This is a genomic window from Bradyrhizobium sp. USDA 4353 (assembly GCF_054063215.1).
The window spans coordinates 7,236,071-7,258,397 of the sequence record NZ_JBSSGB010000001.1; the positions used below are offsets into that span (position 1 = coordinate 7,236,071).

A 22,327-nucleotide genomic window follows, 5' to 3' on the forward strand; every position below is an offset into this window, starting at 1 on the left:
CATGAGCATCTCCGACCGCATCCGCGTGCATGAGCGGCGCGTGCTCTCCGACCATTACGGCACGCTGACCTCGACCAAGTTCGAGTGGCGGCGCGACGACGGCACGTGGCAGATGCAGAGCCGCGACGTGTTCGAGCGCGGCAACGCCGCTGCGATCCTGCCCTATAATCTGGCCCAGCGCAGCGTCATCCTGGTCAAGCAGTTCCGCTACCCTGCGTTCATCAACGGCTACGATGATCTCTTGATCGAGGCTGCGGCCGGGCTGCTCGACGACGCCTCGCCGGAGGAGCGCATCCGCCTCGAGGCCGAGGAGGAGACCGGGTTCCGGCTGCACGACGTCAAGTTCCTGTTCGAGGCGTTCATGAGCCCGGGCGTGGTCACCGAGAAGATCCACTTCTTCGTCGCGGCCTACGAGCCCGAGATGCGCGTCAGCGCCGGCGGCGGGCTCGCGCATGAGGGCGAGGAGATCGAGGTGCTGGAAGTCGGAATCGACGAGGCGCTGGCAATGATCGCCGACGGGCGCATCCAGGACGCCAAGACGATCATGCTGGTGCAACACGCGGCGCTGCGGATTTTTGTTTGACGGCTGAGCTCTCACATCGCTACCGCTCGCACCGTTCGTGCGGCTGCCCCTCACCCCAACCCTCCCAGCGCGAGCGAAGCTCGTCGCGCCCCCGTGAAGGACGGGGAGAGGGAGTCCACGCCTTTGCGGCGAGGGTTCGCGTGGACCCATGTGCACGCCTAGCCTCAGAACAAACTCCCCTGGCCGTCGTCCGCTGAATTGGTTGTATTCTTGCGTGACGCAACTTTCTTCGCCGGCTTGCGCTGCGCGTCCTCGGCGGCGCGCATCTCCTCGGTCATTGGCAGCAGCAGTTGCTCGTCGTCATTGGCCACCGCGTTGACGCGCGTGGAGACCTCGTACCAGGCGAACTCACCCTCCTTCGGCGCCACCATCAGATGCATCACGTCGTCGGCATCGTGTGCGCGGCAGTCGAGCCAGAGCGAGAAATCATCCGGGCTGATCGTCACGGGAACTCGATGATGCAGGGTGGCGAGATCGGCGCTCGCGGCGGCGGTCAGGATCGCGACCGTGTCGACCTCCTCGCCATTCGGCCCCATCCATGTTTCTGAGAGAGCTGCGAAGCCGAACGGCGCGCGGTCGCTGCGGTGGATGAAGAACGGCCGCTTGCGGCCGTCGATCACCTGCCACTCGTAATACCCATCAGCGGGCACAAGCACGCGCCGTCGACGAATCGCGTTCTTGAAAGCGGGCTTCTCGCGCACGGACTCCGAACGCGCATTGATCACCAGCGTGAAACTACGGGGATCCTTCACCCAGGCCGGCATGAAGCCCCAGCGCATCAAGCGAAAATGCTTGATCTCCTGGTCCAGCAAAACTACGGGAATCGGCTGCGTCGGAGCGATATTGTGCCGCGGCGGAAAGTTCGGTTGCTCCTCGTAGCCGAAGATCCGCCTGATCGCTGCGGGTGGTGAAGTGATCACAAAACGTCCACACATAATCTCACTCAAATCCTGATGTGTTCAGCACCTTTTAACCGGGGTTGGGAACACTGCAGCGGATGACCGCAGCGGCGACCCATTCCGTGCCTTCCGATCGCACGACCCAACGACCGGCTGGCAGCGCTATCGATCCGGCGCGCGCCGCGATCCTGCGTGCCGCGAACATCAATCCGCGCACCGGCCTCGCCACCGACTATCTGAATCATTTCAACGAAGCCGTGATGCTGCTCGAAATGATTCCCGATATCCCGGAATGCGCCGAGGACTTTCTGGCGTGGACGCCGCTGACCTATCCAGAACATTTCACCCACACCAATTTCAAGGCCCGCGATCTCGTCATCGAGGCCTATGAGCAGGCCGATCCGGCGATCCGCGATCGTTTCGACCATCTCACCAAATCCATGACCGACATCCTGCTCGCGGTCGGCAGCGCGATGCGCGACGCCAAGCAGGACTCCACCAAGGCCAAGCTCGCCGAGCAGGCGGCAGGGTGGGTCAAGCCGCTGGTGTCACAGGCCGGCGGCATCATCAATGGCGACATCGAGTTCGATCCGGAACCGGTGGCGGAGGTCGACGAGGTCGACGCCGTCGATGCCATCATGGCAAGCTTCTAGCGTCTCCCGACGGTCCCCTCGATCGTCTTCACGTTAGCGTGCATATTCTGCCCCGGATAGACTTGCCATGACCGCCGCCTCTCCCCGCCATCCTCAGCTCGCCGTCAGCGCCGCGATCTTTCGCGACGGCAGGATCATGCTGGTTCGCCGGGCGCGGTCGCCGGCCAAGGGCGCCTACACGCTGCCGGGGGGCCGGGTCGAGCTCGGCGAGAGCCTGCATGAGGCGCTGGCGCGCGAGGTGATGGAGGAGACCGGGCTGTCGATCGCCATCATCGGCCTGGCCGGCTGGCGCGAGGTGCTGCCGGCCAGCCACGGCGGCAAGGGCGGCGACGGCCATTACGTGATCCTGCCCTTTGCCGCGCGCTGGCAGGCCGGCGAGCCCGTGCTGAACGAGGAGCTCGACGATGTGCTGTGGCGCGCGCCCGATGAGCTGGACGGCCTGCCCCTCACCGACGGCCTGCCGGACATCATCGCCGCCGCCCGGGCGCTGGTATAGCCGCCTCGTAGAGCCGCCTTGCGTCCGCCACCGCGCAAAGGCATATGACGGCGGTGCTCCCGATGTTCCCCAGACGCCTGCTGGCCATTCTCGTCCTCGTTGCGGCCTGCGCCGCCGCGCCGGTGCGGGCGCAGGATGCCGCCGCGCCGTTCGATGGCGACCTGCAACGGCTGGCCGAGATCCTCGGCACACTGCATTACCTCCGTGGGATCTGCGGCAGCAACGAGGGCGCGAAATGGCGCAACCAGATGCAGGCCCTGATTGACGCCGAGACGCCCTCCGGCGAGCGCCGCGCCCGCATGATCGCCGGCTTCAACCGCGGCTATAACGGCTTCCAGCAGACCTACCGGACCTGCACGCCGGCGGCGATGGTGGCGATCCGCCGCTACATCGACGAGGGCTCAAAGATCTCGCGCGACCTCACGGCGCGCTACGCCAATTAACGGGGCCGGCGCGTTATCCACGTTTGCGTTAACCTTGTTAACCTTTCCTAAAGAACTGGCCTAGGCGTTCCCGCCTCGCGTGGTAATGCTCACTTGTCCGGCGCGCCCGCGTTCGGACATCAACGCGCCTCGCGGCCCCGCCAGACTGAATTCAATGAGCTATCCCCTCACCTTCAGCGCCCTCCCCGCCGCCTTGCCCGACCATGAGCAGAAGCAGGCCGCGCTCAGCTATCTCAACGAAGCCTGGGCGGAAGCGCGCCATGACGGCGTCGACGGCGACTGCCTGGCGCAGGCCAGCCTGTTCGCAGCCCTCGCCGAGCTCGTGACGACCTATGGCGAGGACGCGGTCGCGACCTTCGTCGAGGGCTTTCCCGAGCGCATCCGCAACGGCGAGTTCTCGCTGTCGCGCGCGACGCAGTAGGTTTTTCGCGTCGGCTGTAGGGTGGGCAAAGGCGCGCCCTGCTGCCGCTGACAATGCCGCGCTCTCGCGCGCGCCGTGCCCACCGCACTCCGCGTTCGCCTTCCGACGGTGGGCACGCAACCACCCTGCGGGCGGCCGCTTTGCCTACCCTACCGCTCAAATGCTCGGCGGCGCCGTGGTTACGACGGCGTCAGCGCTCACCCGCATCGGCATCCAACCTTCACATGTCAAAGAGCGATGAGCACGTCTCATCGTCCTCGCGGCGCAAGCGCCCGAGCGATGACCGGCGTTCGTCCCTCGCAAGATCGAGGGCGCAGGGAAGGCTGAGCGTCGGCTGACGCCCATGGCCCCCGTGCGAACAAGAATGCACGGGGCAGGAACCACAGGTGCAGCCGGATGAGCCCAGCCTTCCCTGCGCGATGGGTTTAACGCTTACTCCGTGCTCTCCTTGGGGACCGGCTGTCTTGCCCCCATCATCAGCGCCGACGCTCTCGCATCGACAGCCGACTTGACCTCGGCACCGGGAGGTCAGGACCACACGGCTTCACGTCCGCATCAAGATTGTTCGTCCGCGCGGACAAGCCACGCTGCAACCCGACACGGCCACCGCCTCCCCGCCTCGCGTCTCGTGACGACCGCGCGTACGCCCCTCTCGTTGAGGCGGGATGCGAGAGGAGGGACACGAATTCTGGAAAAAAGAAAGACGAAATCTGCAGCCACGCGGCGCTGCGACCGCGATCGCATTGAGGCGACGTGCAAACTTGCCGTTTCCGCGCCTGGGTTTTGGACAGTCGCGGAGGCCGAGAGCGTCGACACGCTCTACGAAATTGCACACTGATTTGCCCGACGAGCAGCAGGGCGCAGCAGCCAGCTCGTTTGATCGCGCGACGCCTGGAAACATTTCGACTGATCGCGCTGAATTGGCCGGAGAGCACACGCCACGGAACCGCGCTGCGGCTCTCAGGCTGGCACCAGCGCACGCTGCGTCAGGGATCGCGATGCTCGAGGAATTCCTTCACCGGCCCGACGAAGGGGTGCATGAACTGGCCGAGCATGCCGCCGGGGATCGGCTTCACCGTGCCGTATCTGACCGGCCAGCGGTCCTTGGGCAGATGCCAGGTGCCGCCGAGCATGTCGAACAGCGGCGTATGCGCCGCGTAGTTCTTGTCGAGGGCCTCGGCGTCCGACGCGTGGTGCCAGTGATGGAATTGCGGCGTGACGATCACGTAGCGCAGCCAGCCGACATCCATCTTGATATTGGAATGGATCAGCACCGATTGCACCGAGATGAAAATGAGATAGGCGAAGATCGTGTCCTGCGGGAAGCCGAGCAGGACGATCGGCACCAGCACGAGGGCGCGCGTGGCCAAGGGCTCGAGGAAATGCAGGCGCGATCCCGAGAGCCAGTCCATGTGCTCCGGCGAATGATGGACCGCATGGATCCGCCACAGCCACGGCACCTCGTGATAGGCGCGATGGGCGATGTATTCGACCGCATCGGCGGCGAGGATCACCAGCACGAAGCGGACGATCGCCGGCAGGGCCACGACATGCGCCTGCAAGGACGGGCTGATCGCCCAGGCGAAGTAGTCGTGGGCAAAATGGGTCGAGACCACCAGGAAGACGCCGATCAGCAGATGGTTGACGCCGAAATAAGCGAGATCGAGCCTCCAGCCCGGGCTGAGCGGCCCCTGCTCCGGCCGCACGCGCGGGAAGACCCATTCGAGCAGCACGAAGGCAGCCCCCGTGAAGAAGAGATCCAGCACCAGCCAATCCAGCCCGAGATAGAAGCGCGGCTGGAGAAAATCCGGCGTCGGCACATAGGGCCCGCCCAGCAGCATCGCGAGGAACAGCGCGCTGAGGCCGATCGCAGCGCTCAGCCGCAGGCCGCCAAGCACGATCCCGATGACGCCGAGCCAGGCCCCGACCACCATGGCGATCGCCAGCGTCAGGCGGAGCAGCTCGACGTCGTAATGAACGCGCAACTCGGGCGTCGTGAGAAAGGCGGGATAGCGCAGGCACAGCACCGCAGCGACGCTGAGCACGCCGATCGCCGCGCACAGCGAACTGCCGATGCGCCCTTCCCCGATGCGCGGCCTGGAACTTTCTCGAGCCATCGACGGTCTCCTAACAAAGATCCTCAGGCGCGTCAGCGTAAACATGAGAGTTTACGGATGAAATGACTGGGGGAAGGAGATGGCTGATAATAGTTAAATTACAGGAAGTCACAGTCCGCCTTGGCCAGAAGCGGCCCTTACTTGCACATTATTCGTCGCGATGTAGTCCGGAATCCAAGAGCGTCACACTTAGTCTTGTGCTGAATTGCTTGCGCCTAATCCTCGCCAGACCGCGCTCCACGCAATAGCGGACGACGGGGTCTAGACGCCGGCGCTCGATTCTCATCAACCCCTTTGAGGAGCCTCGCCGCTCCGCATTAAGCCAGCGCAAAAATTCCATCGCGCATGTGCCTTTTTCGCTTGTCGCCGCTCATTGCGCATCACATCATTCGACTACCCAACGAAACTTCTATCGGATTACTCAATATCAGTCCACTACCTCACATCGTAGGATCGACATGTCCGCTCCGGGTCAGCAACTGCACAGAAGTTAGCCGCATGCGCCAGCCTGTCTCTACCTCTTTGGCAGCACGTCGATGGCCGCCCAATACGAGTCTGCTGATCGCAGAAGCCTGATGGCCTGTGCAGCCGGCGCCCTGTCGGAGTCATATCGATAGCGGCTCGTGATTGCGCCGGTCAGTTCTTTCTTGAACTCGGCCAGTGACAGTCTCGTTTCATTGGCTAAGACCGGGATTGCAAAGATCGAGCGGAGTAACCAGGGCCCGATGGCTCTGATGCCGCCGAACGGGCGAACGCGGACCCAATCTAGCACATCGAAGGACCGGCCGTCGGCGTCAACCAAGCGCCATTCGCCCGAGCGGGCGCGTTGGACCGTTTCCTCAAACATCGAACTTGGATGTGTACAGAGTTCGAGCGGCGTCGCAGCGAGATAGATGTAACCTTTGCGCCAAAGGAGAGCAGGGTACGAGATCTCCGGAAGATCGGTCATCTATTGACTCATTGATTGGCGCTAAGCGACAGATTGCCTGTGCTCCAGGGGTCGTATTTGCTGAGCGGCTCTCCTGAATATACCACCAAGCAATGACTGAGGTTTTGCAGCCCAGATGGAATCGGCAAGAAAGTCCGCTCTAGGACGCAATCGGAAGCCCCAAACCGTCAAGCGCGTGCGTCCTCGTGGGCAACGCGGATTATGTGTTCGATGATAGCTGAACAGATCGCCGGCCCATCATCCGCGATGACCAGACGATCCGAGCTTGGTCAATGGACGACCTTCGTTGGGACAGTGCCGAGCGAAAGCGGATGAGCGAAGCCGATTTCCGGGCAGCATTGGGAACCCGGATGTCGCCACGCCCATCCGGGCTAAGAGGTCTGCGCGTGAAGGCCCCCTCTTCGAACGCCGCCAAGTCACGTCAGAAATCCTTCACCATTCAATCGCCTTGGGCCGCATGAACATTCGCCCTTAACAAAATTGGGAAAAACTAGGTCGCTGATCTTCACCGACCTGACCACAGTACCGGTTCGAGCTGACGCGAAAACTCGATAGCCGTGTCGCGACCTGGTCATCGCCGGACCAAGATCCGAAATGCCGTCACGGACGAGCAGGCGGAGCTTGAAACTGCCGCGTGAAGACTCTGGTTAAGGAAACGTTTAGGGAAAAGTCGGGGATTTCTGATGATTGCGCCGGAAGAAGAGAGGATGCTGAAGACGCTGTTGGTCGAGATGTTCGGCAACATTAGCAGCATGCGGCGCGAGCTCGCCGCCCTTCAGGGCGACAAGGGCAGCTTCGCGTCGATGACCGACACCCTCGACGCGATCGTGGAAAATACGGAAGCCGCCGGGAATACGATCCTCGAAAGCATGGAGTCGATCAGCGCCAGCGTCGGGAAGCTGCAGGGCGTCAAGGACCCCGCGACTGCGGCGGTCTGCGACGAGATCGTGGACAGCACCAACAAGGTGTTCGAAGCCTGCGCGTTTCAGGACCTCACGGGTCAGCGGATCACGCGCGTCGTCAAGTCGCTGAAATTCATGGAGGACCACATCAACCGCCTGGTCCGCATCTGGGGCAAGGAGGAGCTGGCGCGGATGGCCGCCGAGCTCACGGCTCCGAGCGCGCCGAGCCTGCTGAATGGGCCGCAGCGGACGGGCGTGGCGATTTCCCAGGACGACATCGACAAACTGTTCGGATGAGTTGCGGCGGGGCGGCATAATGCCAGCTCCACGTCATTGCGAGCGCAGCGAAGCAATCCAGGATACAGCAAGGACTCTGGATTGCTTCGCTGCGCTCGCAATGACGGAGCAAATAACAAGCAACCGCTCATCCGGGCTAAGAGAGTTGAGAGCTGCAAACGCGCTGCTCGTGACTGCGCCCTCTCCCCTTGCGGGAGAGGGCATGTAGGACAGAGCGGCGAACTCGGTTGGGTGAGGGGTATCTGTCCACGAGCGCGTGCGCGGAGAGATACCCCTCACCCAACCGCACTTGTGGATGGGCTGCACATGCCCTCTCCCGCAGGGGGAGAGGGCGCTGTATCGGGCAGCTCGAAGCGACAGGTGAGATCAGTCCACTCGTCTGCGTTGGCTGAGCTAACAGGTGGCAGCGCGCCTTACGGCCGCAGCGTCTCCATGAAGCGCACCGGCTCGCCGGTGGCCGGCGTCAGCAGTTCGCCCTGCCACATCACGCGCTTTCCGCGCACGAATGTGCCGACGGGCCAGCCCGTGACGCGCACGCCGTCATAGGGCGTCCAGCCGGCTTTCGAGGCGACCCATTTGTTGGTGATGGTCTCGCTGCGCTTGAGGTCGACGATCGTGAGATCAGCGTCGTAGCCGGCGGCGATGCGGCCCTTGCGGGCGATGTTGTAGATGCGCGCGGGGCCGGCGCTGGTGAGGTCAACGAAGCGTTGCAGCGACAGCCGGCCGGCGTTGACGTGGTCGAGCATGATCGGCACCAGGGTCTGCACGCCGGTCATGCCGGAGGGCGAGGCCGGATAGGTCTTGGCCTTCTCTTCCGCCGTGTGCGGCGCGTGATCGGAGCCGAGGATGTCGACGATGCCCTGGTGCACGCCCCACCAGATCACGTCGCGATGGTCGGCCGAGCGCACCGGCGGATTCATCTGCGCGTAGGTGCCGAGCCGCTCGTAGCACTCGGGCGCAGCAAGCGTGAGGTGGTGCGGCGTCGCCTCGACGGTCGCGACATCCTTGTGGTCGCGCAAATAGACGATCTCTTCCTTGGTCGAGATGTGCAGCACGTGGATGCGCTTGCCGGTCTCGTGCGCGAGGTTGACGAGCCGCTGGGTGGCGCGCAGCGCCGCCTCCTCGTCGCGCCACACCGGGTGCGAGCGCGGATCGTTCTCGACGCGCAGACCCTTGCGCTCGTTGAGGCGGTATTCGTCCTCGGCGTGGAAGGCGGCGCGGCGGCGGATCACCTGGAAGATGCGGCGCAGCGAGTCATCGTCCTCGACCAGCAGCGAGCCGGTGGAGGAGCCGACGAACACCTTGACGCCGGCGCAGCCCTCGGCGCGCTCCAGCACCGGCAGCTGCTCGACGTTCTCGCGGGTGCCGCCGATGAAGAAGGCGAAATCGCAATGCATGCGATGACGGCCGGCGTCGATCTTGGCGGTGAACGCCTCCTCGGTGACTGTCAGCGGATTGGTGTTGGGCATCTCGAACACGGCGGTGACGCCGCCCATCACGGCGCTGCGCGAGCCGGATTCGAGATCCTCCTTGTGGGTCAAACCAGGCTCGCGGAAATGCACCTGGGTGTCGATCACGCCGGGCAGCACGTGCAGGCCCTTGCAGTCGATGATCTCGGCGGCCGAGGCCGCGCCGAGATCGCCGATCTCGACGATGCGGCCGGCCGTGATGCCGATGTCGCGGACGCCCTCGCCGTCCTGGTTGACCACGGTACCGGATTTCAGAATGACGTCGAACCGCTGGCTCATGAGCCCCTCTAGGATTTCATTCTCCGCATTCATCGGAGACAGAGCGAACATGCTGCGCGCCTGCCCATTTGCTGGTCCGAGAGGCTGCGGATGTCTCGATCTTTAGGATGAAGCCACCGCAGTGCGGCGTTTCAGCCTTGTGGTTTATGCCAGGGCGGCTTACGTTTCAGTGCGGCGTGTCGCAAGAGGTTTTTCGAATGAAAGCGACGTTTCTCGACGACCGGGGCGTGGTCCAGGTCAGCGGCGACGATGCACGCAAGTTCCTCAACGGACTGGTCACCACCGATGTCACCAAGCTCGTTCCGGGCGAGGCCCGGTTCGGAGCATTGCTGACGCCGCAGGGCAAGATCATCATCGATTTCCTGGTGGCGCAGGCGCCTTCGGTCGAGACTGGTGAGCGCTTCCTGCTGGATGCCCCGCGCGCGCTGGCGCAGGCGCTGACGGACAAGCTCAACCTGTACAAGCTGCGCGCCAAGGTCGCGATCAGCAATCTGTCCGACCAGTCCGGCATCATCGCGGTCTGGGACGGCGCTCCGGGTGTGGCGCTCGATCTGTGCTTCAAGGATCCGCGCCACGAGGCGCTGGGCTGCCGCGTCATCGCGCCGCAGGCCGAGCTCGCCGAGATCGCGGCGCGCCTGGGCGCAGAGGTCGTTCCAGCCGCAGACTACGAGGCGCATCGGATCGATCTCACCGTGCCGCGCGGCGGGCTCGACTTCATGTATGGCGATGCGTTTCCCTACGAGACCAACATGGACCGGCTGCACGGCGTCGACATCGGCAAGGGCTGCTATGTCGGCCAAGAGGTGGTGAGCCGCATGCATCATCGCGGCACGACACGGACGCGCACCGCGCAGGTCGTGCTCGATGGGCCGAGCCCGGAGCCGGGCACGCCGATTCTCGCCGGCGAGAAGAGCGTCGGGACGATGGGCTCGGCCGCGCAGCAGAAGGGCTTGGCGCTGGTGCGCATCGACCGCGTCGCCGAGGCGATCGAGGCCGGCACGCCGCTGACGGCGGGCGGTCTCACTCTCCGCATTGCCGATCCCGAGGCGCTGCAGGGCGCGCCGAAGCAGACGGTCGCCTGAGCCGCTGACATGGGTCGCGCCGCGATCGTCCATCCCGATGGTCTGACGCGCTGCCCCTGGCCGGGCAGCGATCCGCTCTATGTCGCCTATCACGACACCGAGTGGGGCGTGCCGGAATATGACGACCGCGCGCTGTATGAGAAGCTGATCCTCGACGGCTTTCAGGCCGGGCTGTCGTGGATCACGATTTTGCGCAAGCGCGACAATTTCCGCCGGGCCTTCGATGACTTCCAGCCGGAGAAGATCGCGCGTTACAGCGACAAGAAGATCCACGCGCTGATGAACGATGCCGGCATCGTGCGCAACCGCGCCAAGATCGAGGGCGCGATCCTGAGTGCGAAATCCTGGCTCGACATCCAGGACAAGGGCCCCGGCTTCTCGAAGCTGTTGTGGGGCTTCATGGACGGCGCGCCGAAGGTGAATCAGTTCAAGACCACCGCGAGCGTGCCGGCCTCGACGCCGCTGTCGATCAAGATGTCGAAGGAGCTGTCCGCGCGGGGCTTCAAGTTCGTCGGCCCCACGATCGTCTACGCCTTCATGCAGGCGACCGGGATGGTCAACGATCATCTCGTCACCTGCTTCTGTCACGAGACCTGCAGCGGCAAGCGCCGCACTCCCCGCCTCAAGATCAAATGACGACCAAGACGCCCGACAACGGGCACGACCGCGTCTGGCAGCGCATGCTATCCGGCCGGCGGCTCAACCTCATCGACCCCTCGCCGCTCGATGTCGAGATCGCCGACATCGCGCACGGCCTGGCGCGCGTGGCGCGCTGGAACGGCCAGACGTCGGGCGCGCACATCTTCTCCGTGGCGCAGCACACGTTGCTGGTGGAGATCGTGATGCGCGCGAAGAAGCCGAACATCGATGCGAAGCTGCGGCTCGCGGCGCTGCTGCACGACGCGCCGGAATACGTCATCGGCGACATGATCTCGCCGTTCAAGGCGGTGCTGGGCGGCAGCTACAAGAGCGTCGAGAAGCGGCTGCTCGGCGCCATCCACATCCGCTTCGGCCTGCCGGCCGAGCTCGCGCCGGAGATCGAGCGGCAGATCAAGGCCGCCGATCGCGGCTCAGCCTATCTGGAGGCCACTCGTCTGGCGGGGTTTTCCGAGAGCGAGGCGAAGAAGCTGTTCGGCCGCGATCCCGGCCTGCCGGAGGCGACCGTGACGGAGTACCTGACGCCCTGGAGCGCGGCCAAGGCCGAGAAACGGTTCCTGACCCGCTTCAACCTGGTGCTGGAGTCGTGCTGAGATGCCGCTGACGCCGGACGAGCGCCGCAACGAGCGGCTGAGACTGGCGGCCAACTGGATGAACACGCTGGCGACCGCGATCGTCACCGCCGGGACGTTCGTGCCGCTCGCCCAGTTCGTCTATGGCGTGCTGCCGCCGGGCACCCCGGCCGGGCTGATCTATGGCTCGGGCGTGGTTTGCATTGCGACCGGAGTTCTCCTACATTTGCTGGGTCAGTGGATCCTGGGAGGTCTTCGATGACCACGCACCAGCTCGTTGCCCTGAGCTTCCCGCTCCTGACCGCCCTGGCCGTCGCCATGGTGGCCCTGCTCGTGCGCCGTCCCTGGGCCGAGAAGCCGATCGAGGTCGCCTCGCCGAGCCGTGAGCGCGTGCTGGAGCATCTCGAGCGCCTCAACGCCGAGATCGAGGGCAAGGCGCATCTGGTGCGGCAGGAGCTGCGGCAGCTCAAGAACACCCGCTGAGCCGCGCCGGCGCAGGAAGGCGCCGGAGCGGGACATATGCGCCCGCCCGACAGCTGACATCCAAAACGCGCTTTTGCCCTTGTGTCGCCGTTCGTATAATCGGGCGTCCAAAGGCACCTCATGATCCACGTCTGCTCACTTGCCGCTTTGCCCGAGACCGTGCGCCTGACCGGCGCCAGTCACGTGCTGACCATCATGGCCAATGTCGAGCAGGTGCAGCGGCCGGAGAGCATCCGCCCCGAGAACCATCTGCGGGTCTCGGTCGACGACATCACCGAGGAGCTGCCGGGCTTCATGGCGCCGAACGACGAGCACGTCACCCAGGTGCTGGAGTTCGTGCGCGGCTGGGACCGCGCCGCGCCGCTGGTCATCCATTGCTATGCCGGCATCAGCCGCTCCACCGCGAGCGCGTTTGCGGCCGCCTGCGCGCTCAACCCGCAGCGCGACGAGCTCGACATCGCCTGGGCGATCCGCCAGGCCTCGCCGATCGCCTCCCCCAACCGGCTGATCGTCAGCCTCGCCGACCGCGCGCTGGGCCGCCAGGGCCGCATGGTGCGCGCGCTGGACGCGATCGGCCCGGGCGCGATGATGGTCGACAGCCAGCCGTTCCGCATCGACCTGGAATGAGCTGCCCGATTCCGATGCGCCGAGTAGCTTCATACCGGCGCGGCTTGAACTTCCCTCGCGCGGTTTGACACTCAAGGAACTGCAGCCATCGTGACGGCACGCACCTGCCGTGGTCCGATTCGCTGCGCGACCGCTCCGGGCTTGCAAGGCCCTCTGTTCCCTCTCCCATGACGCCGGCGGGCGCCATCGATGTCAGGACTGCGACGGGATGTTCGACTGGCCTCTGGACTGGATTGCCCTCCTGATCGCGTTCGCGGCGCTGGTCGTGGCACGAAAAACCTCCGTTCGGCTGACGGAGGTGGAGGCCCGACTCAGCAGGCTGGAAACGGCTCCCCGCATGGCCGCGCCGGAGGTGTCGACCGCGCCGTCGCTCCATCCGTTCCAGGAGGCCGCCGCAGCCCCGTCGGTGCCGCCGCCGCTGCCCGAGGCCGCGGAGCCTGCCCTGCAGTCCGCGGCGATGACGAGCGACGCGGAGGCCGATCAGCCGCCGTCCTTCGTCCCGCCCTTGCCGCAAGCCCAAGCCGGCTTCGAGGAGACCATCGGCACGCGCTGGGTGGTGTGGATCGGCGGGCTGACGCTCGCGCTCGGCGGCTTCTTCATGGTGCGCTATTCGATCGAGGCCGGCCTGGTCGGCCCCGAGGTCCGCGTCGCCCTCGGCGCATTGTTCGCCGCAGCACTGCTGGCGGCCGGCGAATGGACGCGGCGCAGAGAGAGCATCTCGCAGATCGCGGCGCTGCCGATCGCCAACATCCCGGCGATCCTGACCGCCGCCGGCACGGCGGTCGCCTTCGCCACGATCTACGCGGCGTATGCGCTGTATGACTTCCTGGCGCCGGCGATCGCCTTCGTGCTGCTCGGCCTCGTCGCGCTCGGCACGCTCGCGGCGGCGCTGCTGCACGGCCCGGCGCTGGCCGGTCTCGGCCTCGTCGCCGCCTTCACGACGCCGGTGCTGGTCTCCACGGGCCAGCCGAACTACTGGGCGCTGTACATCTACATCGCGATCGTCACGGCGGCCGCCTTTGCGCTGGCGCGCGTGCGGCTGTGGCGCTGGCTGGCGATGACCACGATCGGGCTGTCGTTCCTGTGGACCCTGCCCGGCCTCGATGCCGGCGTCGAGACGGTGGCGCCGCACGTCTTCCACGTCGTCACAGGTTTTGCGCTGGCCGCGCTGATCGTCGTCTGCGGCTTGCTGTTCGGCCCGGCGGCCGACACCGACGAGATCGAGCCGATCTCATCAGTAGGGCTTGCCGTCTACCTGCTCGGCGCGATGCTGATCGTGCTCGCGAGCTTCCATGATGGGCTGGCGCTGATCGGCTTCACGGTGCTGATCGCGGCCACGCTCGCGGTCGCCTGGCGCGCGCCGAGCGCGACCGGCGCGGTCGCAGCAGCCGCCGGCACGGTGTTCCTGGTGTTCGCCGAATGGGCGCTGCGCGACAATCCGGAGCTGCTCGTGCTGCCTGGCGGCGCGCTGCCCGGCATGGGACCGAACCCGCTTGGCGCCTCCGTGACGTCGCATCTGGTGACGGCGGCCATCTTCGCGCTCGGCTTCGGCGGCGCCGGCTTCCTGGCGCAGGGCCGCGCGCACAATGCGGTCGTGCCGGTGGTGTGGTCGGCCGCCGGCGTGTTCACGCCGGTCGCATTGCTGGTCGCATTGTATGCGCGCATTGCGCATCTCGACCGCTCAATCCCATTCGCGATCCTCGCGGTCGTGCTTGCGGCCGCCTTTGCCGCGGCAACCGAGCTCCTGACGCGGCGCGAGGAACGGCCGGGCCTGTCGGCCTCGATCGCGCTGTTCGCGACAGGCACGCTCGGCGCGCTGGCGCTGGCGCTGACCTTTGCGCTGGAGAAGGGCTGGCTGACGATCGCGCTCGCCTTGATGTCGCTCGGCACCGCCTGGATCTTCGAGAACCGGCCGATCCCGTTCCTGCGCACGCTGGCTGCGGTGTTCGCTGGACTCGTCGTGTTCCGGATCGGCTATGACCCGCGCATCGTCGGCGCCGATGTCGGCACCACGCCGATCCTCAACTGGCTGCTGTGGGGCTATGGCGTGCCGGCCGCGTCGTTCTGGGGCGCGAGCATTCTGATGCGCCGCTATGGCGACGACGCGCCGTTGCGCGCGGTCGAGGCTGCGGCAATCCTGTTCACGACGCTGCTGGCGTTCCTGGAGATCCGCCATGCCGTCAATGACGGCGACATGCTCGCGGCGCCGTCGCTCGCCGAGATCGGCCTCGACGTGTGTGTCGCGCTGGCGCTGGCGATCGGGCTGGAGCGGCTGCGCGAGCGCAGCGGGAGCGTCGTTCACAATATCGGCGCCGTCATCCTGACCGGCTTCGCCGGCAGCGCCACTCTGCTCGGATTGCTGCTGTTCGAGAACCCGATGATCTCGGACGTCACGATCAAAGGCGGCGTGCTCAACATCCTGATCCTGGCCTACGCCTTCCCGGCCGTGCTGATGCTGCTGCTGTCCTACGCGGTCGCAGCCCGGCGTCCGCCGGCCTATGGCAACACGCTCGCCGCCGGCGCGCTGATCCTGGCGCTGGCCTATGTGAGCCTGGAGATCCGCCGGATCTATCACGGCCCGGATCTGACGAGCGGCGTCACCAGCGCAGCCGAGCAGTACACCTACTCGATCGCCTGGCTCGCCTTCGGCGTGGTGCTGCTCGGCATCGGCATCGTCGTATCGTCGCAGCGCGCCCGCCTCGCCTCGGCGATCGTGATTGCGCTGACCATCCTCAAGGCCTTCCTGGTCGACATGTCCGCGCTGACGGGCGTGTGGCGCGCGCTGTCCTTCATCGGCCTTGGCCTGGTGCTGGTCGCGATCGGCTGGCTGTACCAAAAGGTGCTGTTCCGGCGGCAGCAGCAGGCGCCGCCGGCCGAGCCGGCGGCGTAGTCGCGCGCGATTAGGCTGCGCGCACCGATTGCAGGAACGAGGCGACCTCGCGCTTGAGCCGGTCGCTGTCTGACGCCAGCGACTTGGCGGCGTCGAGCACGTGCGCCGACGCCTGCCCGGTCTCGGAGGCGCCGCGCTGCACGTCGACGACATTCGCCGAGACCTGCTGCGTGCCATGCGAAGCCTGCTGGACGTTGCGCGCGATCTCCTGGGTCGCGGCGCCCTGCTCCTCGACGGCCGCTGCGATCGCCGAGGAGATTTCCGACAGACGCTCGATCGTGCCCGAAATATCGCGGATGGCGCCGACGGACTCCTGCGTCGCGGCCTGGATGCTGCCGATCTGCTGGCCGATCTCGCCGGTCGCTTTCGCGGTCTGCTCCGCAAGCGCCTTGACCTCGGAGGCGACAACAGCGAAGCCGCGGCCAGCTTCGCCGGCGCGCGCGGCCTCGATCGTCGCGTTCAACGCCAGCAGGTTGGTCTGGCCGGCGATCGAGTTGATCAGCTCGACGACATCGCCAATGCGCGCGGCGGCCTTCGACAACTCGCCGACGCGGTCGTTGGTCTGGCGCGCCTGCGAGACGGCCTCCTGCGCCATGCGCGCGGATTCCTGCACCTGGCGGCTGATCTCGGTGATCGAGGACGACAGCTCCTCGGTGGCGGAGGCCACCGACTGCACATTGGTCGAGGCTTCCTCCGAGGCGGCGGCGACCTGGGTCGAGATCTCCTGCGAGCGCGTGGCGGTCGAGGACAATGCGCCGGCCGAATGCTCGAGCTCGGTCGAAGCCGACGACACCGTCTGCACGATCTCTCCGATCGTATTCTCGAACTGCCGCGTGATGTTGTCGACGCGGCGGCCGCGCTCGATCTTGGCCTCGGCGTCACGGGCGGCGGCAGCATCCGCATCCCGCTTGGCGATCAGCGCCTCCTTGAACACCTGCAAGGTGTCGGCCATCGCGCCCATCTCGGTCGGCTCGCCACGATGCGGCACCTCGGCCGACAGATCGCCCTGGCCGAGCGCCTGCATCGGCCTGATGATCGAGGCGATCCCGGAGGAGACGTCGTGGACAAGATAGTAGCCGACAGCAATGCCGGCGGCGACAGCGCCTAGAATGATCGAGGTCACGACCCAGAAAGTGGTGTTGTAGCCGTCGGCAGCATCGCGCGTCGCGATCTCCGCACCCTTGTCGTTATAGTCGATCGCCTTGGTTAGAATCTCCTCCTGCGCGGCCGCGGCCGCGCCGGGGAGCTTGAACAGCGCATCGACATCATCGGGCAGCTTGCCGATGCTCTTGCGCGAAACCTCGAGCACCTTGTCGGCTTCGGTGGTGTACTTGTCCCAGGCCCGCGTCCAGGCTTCATAGATCTCGCGCTCCTCGGCGCTCGATATCAGCGGCTGATAGGCCTTGATGTCCTTCTTCACCTTCTCGAGAACGTCGGCCATGCGCTTGTCGTTGTTCGCTTTCGCCTCGGGCGTCAGTGCCATGACATGGGCGCGCAACGTCAGCCGATACACGTTGATGTCAGCACGCAATGCGCCCAGCGCGCGCACGCTCGGCAGCCAGTTAGTTGCGATGTCGACGGTCCGCTCGTTGATCGCGCGCATGCTGCGGAGCGATAACACGCCCAGGCCCGACATCACGATCAGCATGAAGGCGATCACCGAGATGATCTTTAGGCGAATGGAAAGCTTTGACACGACTGATCCCTCCGAGAATTCCCGTCTCGCACCATCGGCCGTGTCGATCCGGACACAGCACCACTGCCGGGTCGGACGCCGCCGCGGCGAAACGAAAAGGCGGCAACTGCTGGGGCGCAGTTTACCGCCATGTCCGCAAAGTTCCGTTAATTGTCGAAAGTCGTACTAATACGGTGTTAGGTGATGCAGCGCGATCAGGCTGCGCGCACCGATTGCAGGAAAGATGCGACCTCGCGCTTCAGTCGGTCGCTGTCAGCTGCCAGCGATTGCGCTGCGGAGAGGACATGCGACGACGCCTGGCCCGTCTCCGACGCGCCGCGCTGAACGTCGACGACATTCGAGGAAACCTGCTGCGTTCCCTGCGAGGCCTGCTGCACGTTACGCGAGATTTCCTGGGTCGCGGCGCCCTGCTCCTCCACGGCCGCAGCGATCGCCGAGGAGATCTCGGACAGCCGTTCGATCGTCGTGGAGATCGCACGGATGGCGCCGACGGACTCCTGCGTCGCGGCCTGGATGCCCGAGACCTGCTGGCCGATCTCGTCGGTGGCCTTTGCGGTCTGCTCGGCGAGCGCCTTCACCTCGGAGGCGACGACGGCAAAGCCGCGGCCGGCCTCGCCGGCGCGCGCGGCCTCGATGGTCGCGTTCAGCGCCAGGAGGTTGGTCTGGCCCGCGATGGAGTTGATCAGCTCGACGACGTCGCCGATGCGGGCTGCCGCCTTGCTCAGCTCGCTGACCCGATCATTGGTCATGCGGGCCTGGTCGACGGCTTCGGTGGCCATGCGGGCCGATTCCTGCACCTGACGGCTGATCTCGGTGATCGATGAGGACAGCTCCTCGGTGGCCGACGCCACCGACTGCACGTTGGTTGACGCTTCTTCCGAGGCGGCGGCCACCGCCGTCGAAATCTGCTGCGAGCGCGTCGCCGTCGACGACAAGGCGCCGGCGGAATGCTCGAGCTCGGTCGAGGCCGACGACACCGTCTGCACGATCTCGCCGATCGTCGCCTCGAACTGACGCGTGATGTTGTCGACGCGGCGGCCGCGCTCGATCTTGGCCTCGGCATCAGCAGCGGCGAGCTCGTCCGCCTCCTTCTTGGCGATCAGCGCTTCCTTGAATACCTGCAACGTGTCAGCCATCGCGCCGATCTCGGTCGGCTCGCCGCGGTGCGTCACCTCGGCGGACAGATCGCCCTTGGCGAGCTCCTGCATCGGCTTGATGATCGAGGCGATGCCTTGCGAGACATTCTTCACCAGATAGATGCCGACGGCGATGCCGGTGATGACGGCGGCGGCAATGATCGAGACGACCAGCCAGATCGCGCGCGCGAAGCTGTGCGCGGCCTGCCGCGTGGCCTCCTCGGCGCCCTTGTTGTTGAACTCGATGTCCTGGACGAAGTACTTGTCGGCGTCGCGGGCGATCGCGGCTGCAGATTTTTCCAGCAGCTCGGTCGCCTCGCGCGGAATCTTTCCGACACTCTTGCTGGACTCGGCCATCACCTGCTTGACCGCGACGACATACTTTTCCCAGGCTTGCACCCAATTGTCGTAGATCGCGCGCTCCTCGGCCGAGGTGATCATCGGCTCGTAGGTCTTGCGGTCCTTGTTGATGGTTTCCAGGATTCCGTTGACGCGCTTCTCCGCCGCATCCTTCGCCTCTGCCGTTTCCGACATCACATGCGCACGCAGCGCGATGCGCAGGAGATTGATGTCGGAGCGCAGCTCGCCGATCGCGCGCACGCTCGGCAGCCAGTTGGTCGCGATGTCAACGGTGTTGGCATTGATCGACTGCATGCTGACCACCGCGAGCGCACCGAGCCCGCACATCGTGACGAGCATGAAAGCGATGACCGAAATAATCTTTGTACGTATGGACAATTTTGACACGGATGACCCCAGCTGACTACGCATTCGGCCGATTCTCGCAGCGCCAAGGACAGCCCGAACGTTCAGGTCTGCGCTGCGCGGCGTCGAGGTCAGAGAATCGGGAGCCTCCGAAACGGCGAGGTCTCATTCGGCTCTGACGGTGTCATTGGGTGCGAAACAGGCTTATCGGGAGTTAATTCCGAGCCCGTAAGACTACTGACAAATGCATATAAAATGCACACCGCGCTGACCGCGCGGTGTTCTGAAACCGATGACGATGCGCCAAGCGTAGTAAGACACCAGTCGAGGTATCGCAGGAAGCAAGACCTTCGATCTCACGCCGGGCTGATCGTTCAACTTGTGGTATGCCACAGATCTTTAAAGGCGAGTTAATCTGCAACCAGAAATCGCGGACGGCGGCGGCACACGGGATAGCAGGCAACGTTCTCAGAGCAGCACCTCATGCTGAGCTACGAACTAACAGCCCATGGCGACAGGATGCAGTTTGTTACGGTCTCCTGGCGAGCACTTAGGGACGGTGGATGGTTCGGGAGGCCGCCAGGCTGACGCTTAGAGAGGACGAGACGCCGCGTCTGGATGCAGCGGCAGTGCCGAGCTCTTCGGCCTGCTCGCATCAAGCGTTCGGGCGCGAATGCTGCAATTTAAGGGAACGCCGGCGAGGCCGCCGCGGCCAGATCAGGCCCGTGCGAATCGTCCGGCACGACGGCGATCAGGCGACCGCTTCGGACACCAGGCGGATGCGGAACACCGGCTGCTTGGCTTCGTCGAGCAGCTCCATCTGCCACTCGGCCCCCTGTTGCAGCGTCTTCGAGATTCCGCCGATCAGGTCCGAGCAGACTGCGGTCAACTCGTTCCAGGCGGTCTCCCGGTTGGCGAATTCATAAGGCTGATCAGCAGCGCCGGAATAACGGCCCTGGCTGATGCGAAAGAAGTAGAGCGACATTAACGACCCTTTCCAGTGGGCCACCCCCCCGGTCGAAAACTGCAACGTGAGTCGCTACCGAGGCATGAATCAAGCGGTCCGTACGATTACGGCGCAATGACCACTACCGTGCGCTCGATCAGGAGGAGATTGATCTATGTTAATTGCAGCGCGTTTTTCAAAAGGATACGTGAACTAACAACTAATCAGTCGACCGGCGCAGCTCCGATGCGGCATCAACCTTCGCGTTTTCGGACTTCGCGCTTTCGGACTTCGCGTTTTCAGATTTGGCGTTTTCAGATTTGGGCGCGTCGGGCTTCGCGGATTCCGCTTTCACCGGCTCGACCTTGCTGCGCTCCACGCGCGGCGTTTCCACCCGCGCGGCGACCTCCGTATGGGACGGATCGGCAGCGGCGGGCGCGGCTGCACGCGGGCCGCGTGGACGCGCAACGGCACGCGCCATCAGCATGGTCGCGCCGCCCTGGTGCTGGAAGTCACAATAGGCGAAGGCGCCGAGACCCGAGACCGAGCCGCGGAAGCTGCGCTCGTCCTTCTTGTCGAGATTGAAGCACGGCTCGAACGGCATGCCCTTGATCGAGGCGCAGACATTCTCGCCGCGGATCTGCAGAGTGTTGCCGGGCAGGCGGATGTGACGCACCGGTCCCGAGCCCGCAAACTGCACTGCGCCGGCGGCGCCCATGTCGTCGAGAAGGCGGCCCGCGCCGCGGGTGCCGTCGACGCAGGTGAATGCGAACACCTTGCCGGCCACGAATTTGCGCGCCTCGTCGGCCGTCATCGATCCCGCGATCGCGGGCGCGACCATGGCACCAACCGCAACGGTCCCCAGCAATAAACGCGCGAGCATGCTTCCAACTCCCACTTAACCCCACACAGCGGGTAAGGCGGTATCTTTACCCCATGCTTACCATACCAACCATGGCAACAATGGAGCATCATGGTTTGAAAAGTCTGAACATCCTCAGGATATCCTTACCACGGTGCGGCCGCGAACCTGGCCTGCGAGGATCTGAGGTCCCAGCGAGGCGACCTCATCCAGGGCGATTTCGTGAGTAATTTCAGACAGTTTTGAACGATCCACGTCGGTTGCGAGGCGCGCCCAGGCAGCCCTGCGGGCGGGCAACGGGCACATCACCGAATCGATGCCGAGCAGGCACACGCCGCGCAAGATGAACGGGGCGACCGAGGACGGCAGGTCCATGCCGGCGGCCAGGCCACAACCGGCAATGGCACCGCCATACTTGGTCATCGACAGCAGATTGGCCAGCGTATTGGAGCCGACGCTGTCGATGCCGCCCGCCCAGCGCTCCTTGGCCAGCGGCTTCGCCGGCCCGGACAGCTCTTGGCGGTCGATGACCTCGGCGGCGCCGAGCGATTTCAGATAATCCGCTTCGGCAGGACGTCCGGTCGAGGCGATGACGTGGTAGCCGAGCTTGGCCAGCACGGCCGTGGCCACCGAGCCCACGCCGCCGGCTGCGCCCGTCACCACCACTGGGCCGCTGGCGGGGGTCAGGCCATGCTTCTCCAGCGCGAGCACCGAGAGCATCGCAGTGAAGCCGGCGGTGCCGATCGCCATGGCGTCGCGGGCCGAGAGAGCCTGCGGCAGCGCCACCAGCCAGTCGCCCTTGACCCGGGCCTTCTCGGCGTAGGCGCCGAGATGGGTCTCGCCCATGCCCCAGCCGGTGCAGATCACGGCGTCGCCGGGCTTCCAGTCCGGGTGGCTCGACTGCTCGACCGTGCCGGCGAAATCGATGCCGGCGATCATCGGGAAGCGCCGCACCACCGGCGCCTTGCCGGTCAGCGCCAGGCCGTCCTTGTAGTTCAAGTCGGACCACTCGACCTTGACCGTGACATCGCCATCCATCAGCTCGGCTTCGTCGAACTGCGTCAGTGCGGCCGTGGTCCCCCTTGTCGGCCTTGTCGATCCGGATCGCCTTGAACGTTCCCACAGCGGCACTCCCTGCGCTTTGTTCGATTTCAGGCCATGTT

Annotated in this window: 21 protein-coding genes and 1 pseudogene; 13 read left to right on the plus strand and 9 right to left on the minus strand. The window is 65.2% G+C overall.

What is annotated here, in order from left to right; translation table 11 throughout:
* Position 1: 1 nt before the first annotated feature.
* The gene (locus tag ACVILH_RS32580; protein ID WP_456716556.1) at positions 2 to 583 is read left to right on the plus strand and encodes an NUDIX domain-containing protein; all 582 of its coding nucleotides are present in this window, start codon (positions 2 to 4) and stop codon (positions 581 to 583) included.
* A gap of 164 nt (positions 584 to 747) precedes the next feature.
* On the opposite strand, the gene ACVILH_RS32585 is transcribed toward ACVILH_RS32580, so the two are convergent.
* Positions 748 to 1,518: an SOS response-associated peptidase gene (locus ACVILH_RS32585; RefSeq protein WP_456716557.1), complete on the minus strand. Its 771-nt coding sequence runs from the start codon at positions 1,516 to 1,518 to the stop codon at positions 748 to 750.
* An 86-nt stretch (positions 1,519 to 1,604) separates the two neighbouring features.
* Between ACVILH_RS32585 and ACVILH_RS32590 the strand changes: the two genes are divergently transcribed.
* The 4 genes from ACVILH_RS32590 to ACVILH_RS32605 all read left to right on the plus strand — a co-directional run bounded on the left by ACVILH_RS32590 (position 1,605) and on the right by ACVILH_RS32605 (position 3,495).
* Positions 1,605 to 2,135: a hypothetical protein gene (locus tag ACVILH_RS32590; RefSeq protein WP_456717145.1), complete on the plus strand. Its 531-nt coding sequence runs from the start codon at positions 1,605 to 1,607 to the stop codon at positions 2,133 to 2,135.
* A gap of 67 nt (positions 2,136 to 2,202) precedes the next feature.
* Positions 2,203 to 2,631 carry an NUDIX hydrolase gene (locus ACVILH_RS32595; protein ID WP_456716558.1) on the plus strand — a complete coding sequence of 143 codons (429 nt, stop codon included), beginning with the start codon at positions 2,203 to 2,205 and terminating at the stop codon, positions 2,629 to 2,631.
* Between the two features lie 44 nt (positions 2,632 to 2,675).
* A complete protein-coding gene (locus ACVILH_RS32600) occupies positions 2,676 to 3,074 on the plus strand; it encodes a TIGR02301 family protein (RefSeq protein WP_456716559.1) in 399 nt (132 codons plus the stop codon).
* Positions 3,075 to 3,228: 154 nt separating this feature from the next.
* Complete coding sequence (locus tag ACVILH_RS32605) at positions 3,229 to 3,495, plus strand: hypothetical protein (protein WP_006610703.1); 267 nt, start codon at positions 3,229 to 3,231, stop codon at positions 3,493 to 3,495.
* Between the two features lie 986 nt (positions 3,496 to 4,481).
* Here the strand turns inward: ACVILH_RS32605 and ACVILH_RS32610 are convergent.
* On the minus strand, positions 4,482 to 5,612 hold the full coding sequence (locus ACVILH_RS32610; protein WP_456716560.1) for a sterol desaturase family protein: 1,131 nt from the start codon (positions 5,610 to 5,612) through the stop codon (positions 4,482 to 4,484).
* A gap of 514 nt (positions 5,613 to 6,126) precedes the next feature.
* Entirely contained in the window at positions 6,127 to 6,561 is a 435-nt protein-coding gene (locus tag ACVILH_RS32615; RefSeq protein ID WP_456716561.1) for a hypothetical protein, read from the minus strand.
* A gap of 683 nt (positions 6,562 to 7,244) precedes the next feature.
* Here ACVILH_RS32615 and ACVILH_RS32620 point away from each other — a divergent pair.
* Positions 7,245 to 7,760, plus strand: coding sequence for a protein phosphatase CheZ (locus ACVILH_RS32620; RefSeq protein ID WP_006610699.1), 516 nt, complete (start codon positions 7,245 to 7,247; stop codon positions 7,758 to 7,760).
* A 413-nt stretch (positions 7,761 to 8,173) separates the two neighbouring features.
* Here the strand turns inward: ACVILH_RS32620 and ACVILH_RS32625 are convergent, their stop codons facing one another.
* On the minus strand, positions 8,174 to 9,508 hold the full coding sequence (locus ACVILH_RS32625) for a dihydroorotase (RefSeq protein WP_456716562.1): 1,335 nt from the start codon (positions 9,506 to 9,508) through the stop codon (positions 8,174 to 8,176).
* Positions 9,509 to 9,705: 197 nt separating this feature from the next.
* Between ACVILH_RS32625 and ygfZ the strand changes: the two genes are divergently transcribed.
* The 7 genes from ygfZ to ACVILH_RS32660 all read left to right on the plus strand — a co-directional run bounded on the left by ygfZ (position 9,706) and on the right by ACVILH_RS32660 (position 15,819).
* Positions 9,706 to 10,590: a CAF17-like 4Fe-4S cluster assembly/insertion protein YgfZ gene (gene ygfZ / locus ACVILH_RS32630; RefSeq protein ID WP_456716563.1), complete on the plus strand. Its 885-nt coding sequence runs from the start codon at positions 9,706 to 9,708 to the stop codon at positions 10,588 to 10,590.
* 9 nt (positions 10,591 to 10,599) lie between these two features.
* Positions 10,600 to 11,226 carry a DNA-3-methyladenine glycosylase I gene (locus tag ACVILH_RS32635; RefSeq protein ID WP_456716564.1) on the plus strand — a complete coding sequence of 209 codons (627 nt, stop codon included), beginning with the start codon at positions 10,600 to 10,602 and terminating at the stop codon, positions 11,224 to 11,226.
* Entirely contained in the window at positions 11,223 to 11,840 is a 618-nt protein-coding gene (locus tag ACVILH_RS32640; protein ID WP_456716565.1) for a YfbR-like 5'-deoxynucleotidase, read from the plus strand. Before ACVILH_RS32635 ends, ACVILH_RS32640 begins: the two co-directional genes overlap by 4 nt.
* A gap of 1 nt (position 11,841) precedes the next feature.
* Positions 11,842 to 12,081 (plus strand): hypothetical protein, encoded by a 240-nt coding sequence (locus ACVILH_RS32645; RefSeq protein WP_456716566.1) that lies wholly within the window; start codon positions 11,842 to 11,844, stop codon positions 12,079 to 12,081.
* On the plus strand, positions 12,078 to 12,302 hold the full coding sequence (locus ACVILH_RS32650) for a hypothetical protein (RefSeq protein ID WP_456716567.1): 225 nt from the start codon (positions 12,078 to 12,080) through the stop codon (positions 12,300 to 12,302). The genes ACVILH_RS32645 and ACVILH_RS32650 overlap by 4 nt, the downstream gene beginning before the upstream one ends.
* Positions 12,303 to 12,422: 120 nt before the next feature.
* On the plus strand, positions 12,423 to 12,929 hold the full coding sequence (locus ACVILH_RS32655; RefSeq protein WP_456716568.1) for a tyrosine phosphatase family protein: 507 nt from the start codon (positions 12,423 to 12,425) through the stop codon (positions 12,927 to 12,929).
* 208 nt (positions 12,930 to 13,137) lie between these two features.
* Positions 13,138 to 15,819, plus strand: coding sequence for a DUF2339 domain-containing protein (locus ACVILH_RS32660; protein ID WP_456716569.1), 2,682 nt, complete (start codon positions 13,138 to 13,140; stop codon positions 15,817 to 15,819).
* A gap of 10 nt (positions 15,820 to 15,829) precedes the next feature.
* Here ACVILH_RS32660 and ACVILH_RS32665 read toward each other — a convergent pair whose 3' ends face one another.
* From ACVILH_RS32665 to acuI, 5 genes and pseudogenes are all read right to left on the minus strand, one after another.
* Positions 15,830 to 17,515 carry a methyl-accepting chemotaxis protein gene (locus ACVILH_RS32665; protein WP_456716570.1) on the minus strand — a complete coding sequence of 562 codons (1,686 nt, stop codon included), beginning with the start codon at positions 17,513 to 17,515 and terminating at the stop codon, positions 15,830 to 15,832.
* Between the two features lie 194 nt (positions 17,516 to 17,709).
* Positions 17,710 to 19,398 (minus strand): methyl-accepting chemotaxis protein, encoded by a 1,689-nt coding sequence (locus ACVILH_RS32670; protein WP_456716571.1) that lies wholly within the window; start codon positions 19,396 to 19,398, stop codon positions 17,710 to 17,712.
* Between the two features lie 709 nt (positions 19,399 to 20,107).
* Positions 20,108 to 20,341: a DUF6894 family protein gene (locus ACVILH_RS32675; protein ID WP_456716572.1), complete on the minus strand. Its 234-nt coding sequence runs from the start codon at positions 20,339 to 20,341 to the stop codon at positions 20,108 to 20,110.
* A gap of 181 nt (positions 20,342 to 20,522) precedes the next feature.
* Positions 20,523 to 21,185 carry a hypothetical protein gene (locus ACVILH_RS32680; RefSeq protein ID WP_456716573.1) on the minus strand — a complete coding sequence of 221 codons (663 nt, stop codon included), beginning with the start codon at positions 21,183 to 21,185 and terminating at the stop codon, positions 20,523 to 20,525.
* Between the two features lie 114 nt (positions 21,186 to 21,299).
* A pseudogene (gene acuI, locus ACVILH_RS32685) lies at positions 21,300 to 22,287 on the minus strand (acrylyl-CoA reductase (NADPH)).
* Positions 22,288 to 22,327: the final 40 nt, after the last annotated feature.

Bases quoted from the DNA above. Each gene is read 5' to 3' on its own strand.
- ACVILH_RS32585 (WP_456716557.1), bottom strand. From the start codon at position 1,518: ATGTGTGGACGTTTTGTGATCACTTCACCACCCGCAGCGATCAGGCGG.
- ygfZ (WP_456716563.1), top strand. From the start codon at position 9,706: ATGAAAGCGACGTTTCTCGACGACCGGGGCGTGGTCCAGGTCAGCGGC.
- ACVILH_RS32625 (WP_456716562.1), bottom strand. From the start codon at position 9,508: ATGAGCCAGCGGTTCGACGTCATTCTGAAATCCGGTACCGTGGTCAAC.
- ACVILH_RS32650 (WP_456716567.1), top strand. From the start codon at position 12,078: ATGACCACGCACCAGCTCGTTGCCCTGAGCTTCCCGCTCCTGACCGCC.
- ACVILH_RS32675 (WP_456716572.1), bottom strand. From the start codon at position 20,341: ATGTCGCTCTACTTCTTTCGCATCAGCCAGGGCCGTTATTCCGGCGCT.
- ACVILH_RS32580 (WP_456716556.1), top strand. From the start codon at position 2: ATGAGCATCTCCGACCGCATCCGCGTGCATGAGCGGCGCGTGCTCTCC.
- ACVILH_RS32660 (WP_456716569.1), top strand. From the start codon at position 13,138: ATGTTCGACTGGCCTCTGGACTGGATTGCCCTCCTGATCGCGTTCGCG.
- ACVILH_RS32605 (WP_006610703.1), top strand. From the start codon at position 3,229: ATGAGCTATCCCCTCACCTTCAGCGCCCTCCCCGCCGCCTTGCCCGAC.
- ACVILH_RS32640 (WP_456716565.1), top strand. From the start codon at position 11,223: ATGACGACCAAGACGCCCGACAACGGGCACGACCGCGTCTGGCAGCGC.
- ACVILH_RS32600 (WP_456716559.1), top strand. From the start codon at position 2,676: ATGACGGCGGTGCTCCCGATGTTCCCCAGACGCCTGCTGGCCATTCTC.
- ACVILH_RS32595 (WP_456716558.1), top strand. From the start codon at position 2,203: ATGACCGCCGCCTCTCCCCGCCATCCTCAGCTCGCCGTCAGCGCCGCG.
- ACVILH_RS32680 (WP_456716573.1), bottom strand. From the start codon at position 21,185: ATGCTCGCGCGTTTATTGCTGGGGACCGTTGCGGTTGGTGCCATGGTC.
- ACVILH_RS32635 (WP_456716564.1), top strand. From the start codon at position 10,600: ATGGGTCGCGCCGCGATCGTCCATCCCGATGGTCTGACGCGCTGCCCC.
- ACVILH_RS32620 (WP_006610699.1), top strand. From the start codon at position 7,245: ATGATTGCGCCGGAAGAAGAGAGGATGCTGAAGACGCTGTTGGTCGAG.
- ACVILH_RS32655 (WP_456716568.1), top strand. From the start codon at position 12,423: ATGATCCACGTCTGCTCACTTGCCGCTTTGCCCGAGACCGTGCGCCTG.
- ACVILH_RS32615 (WP_456716561.1), bottom strand. From the start codon at position 6,561: ATGACCGATCTTCCGGAGATCTCGTACCCTGCTCTCCTTTGGCGCAAA.
- ACVILH_RS32610 (WP_456716560.1), bottom strand. From the start codon at position 5,612: ATGGCTCGAGAAAGTTCCAGGCCGCGCATCGGGGAAGGGCGCATCGGC.
- ACVILH_RS32645 (WP_456716566.1), top strand. From the start codon at position 11,842: ATGCCGCTGACGCCGGACGAGCGCCGCAACGAGCGGCTGAGACTGGCG.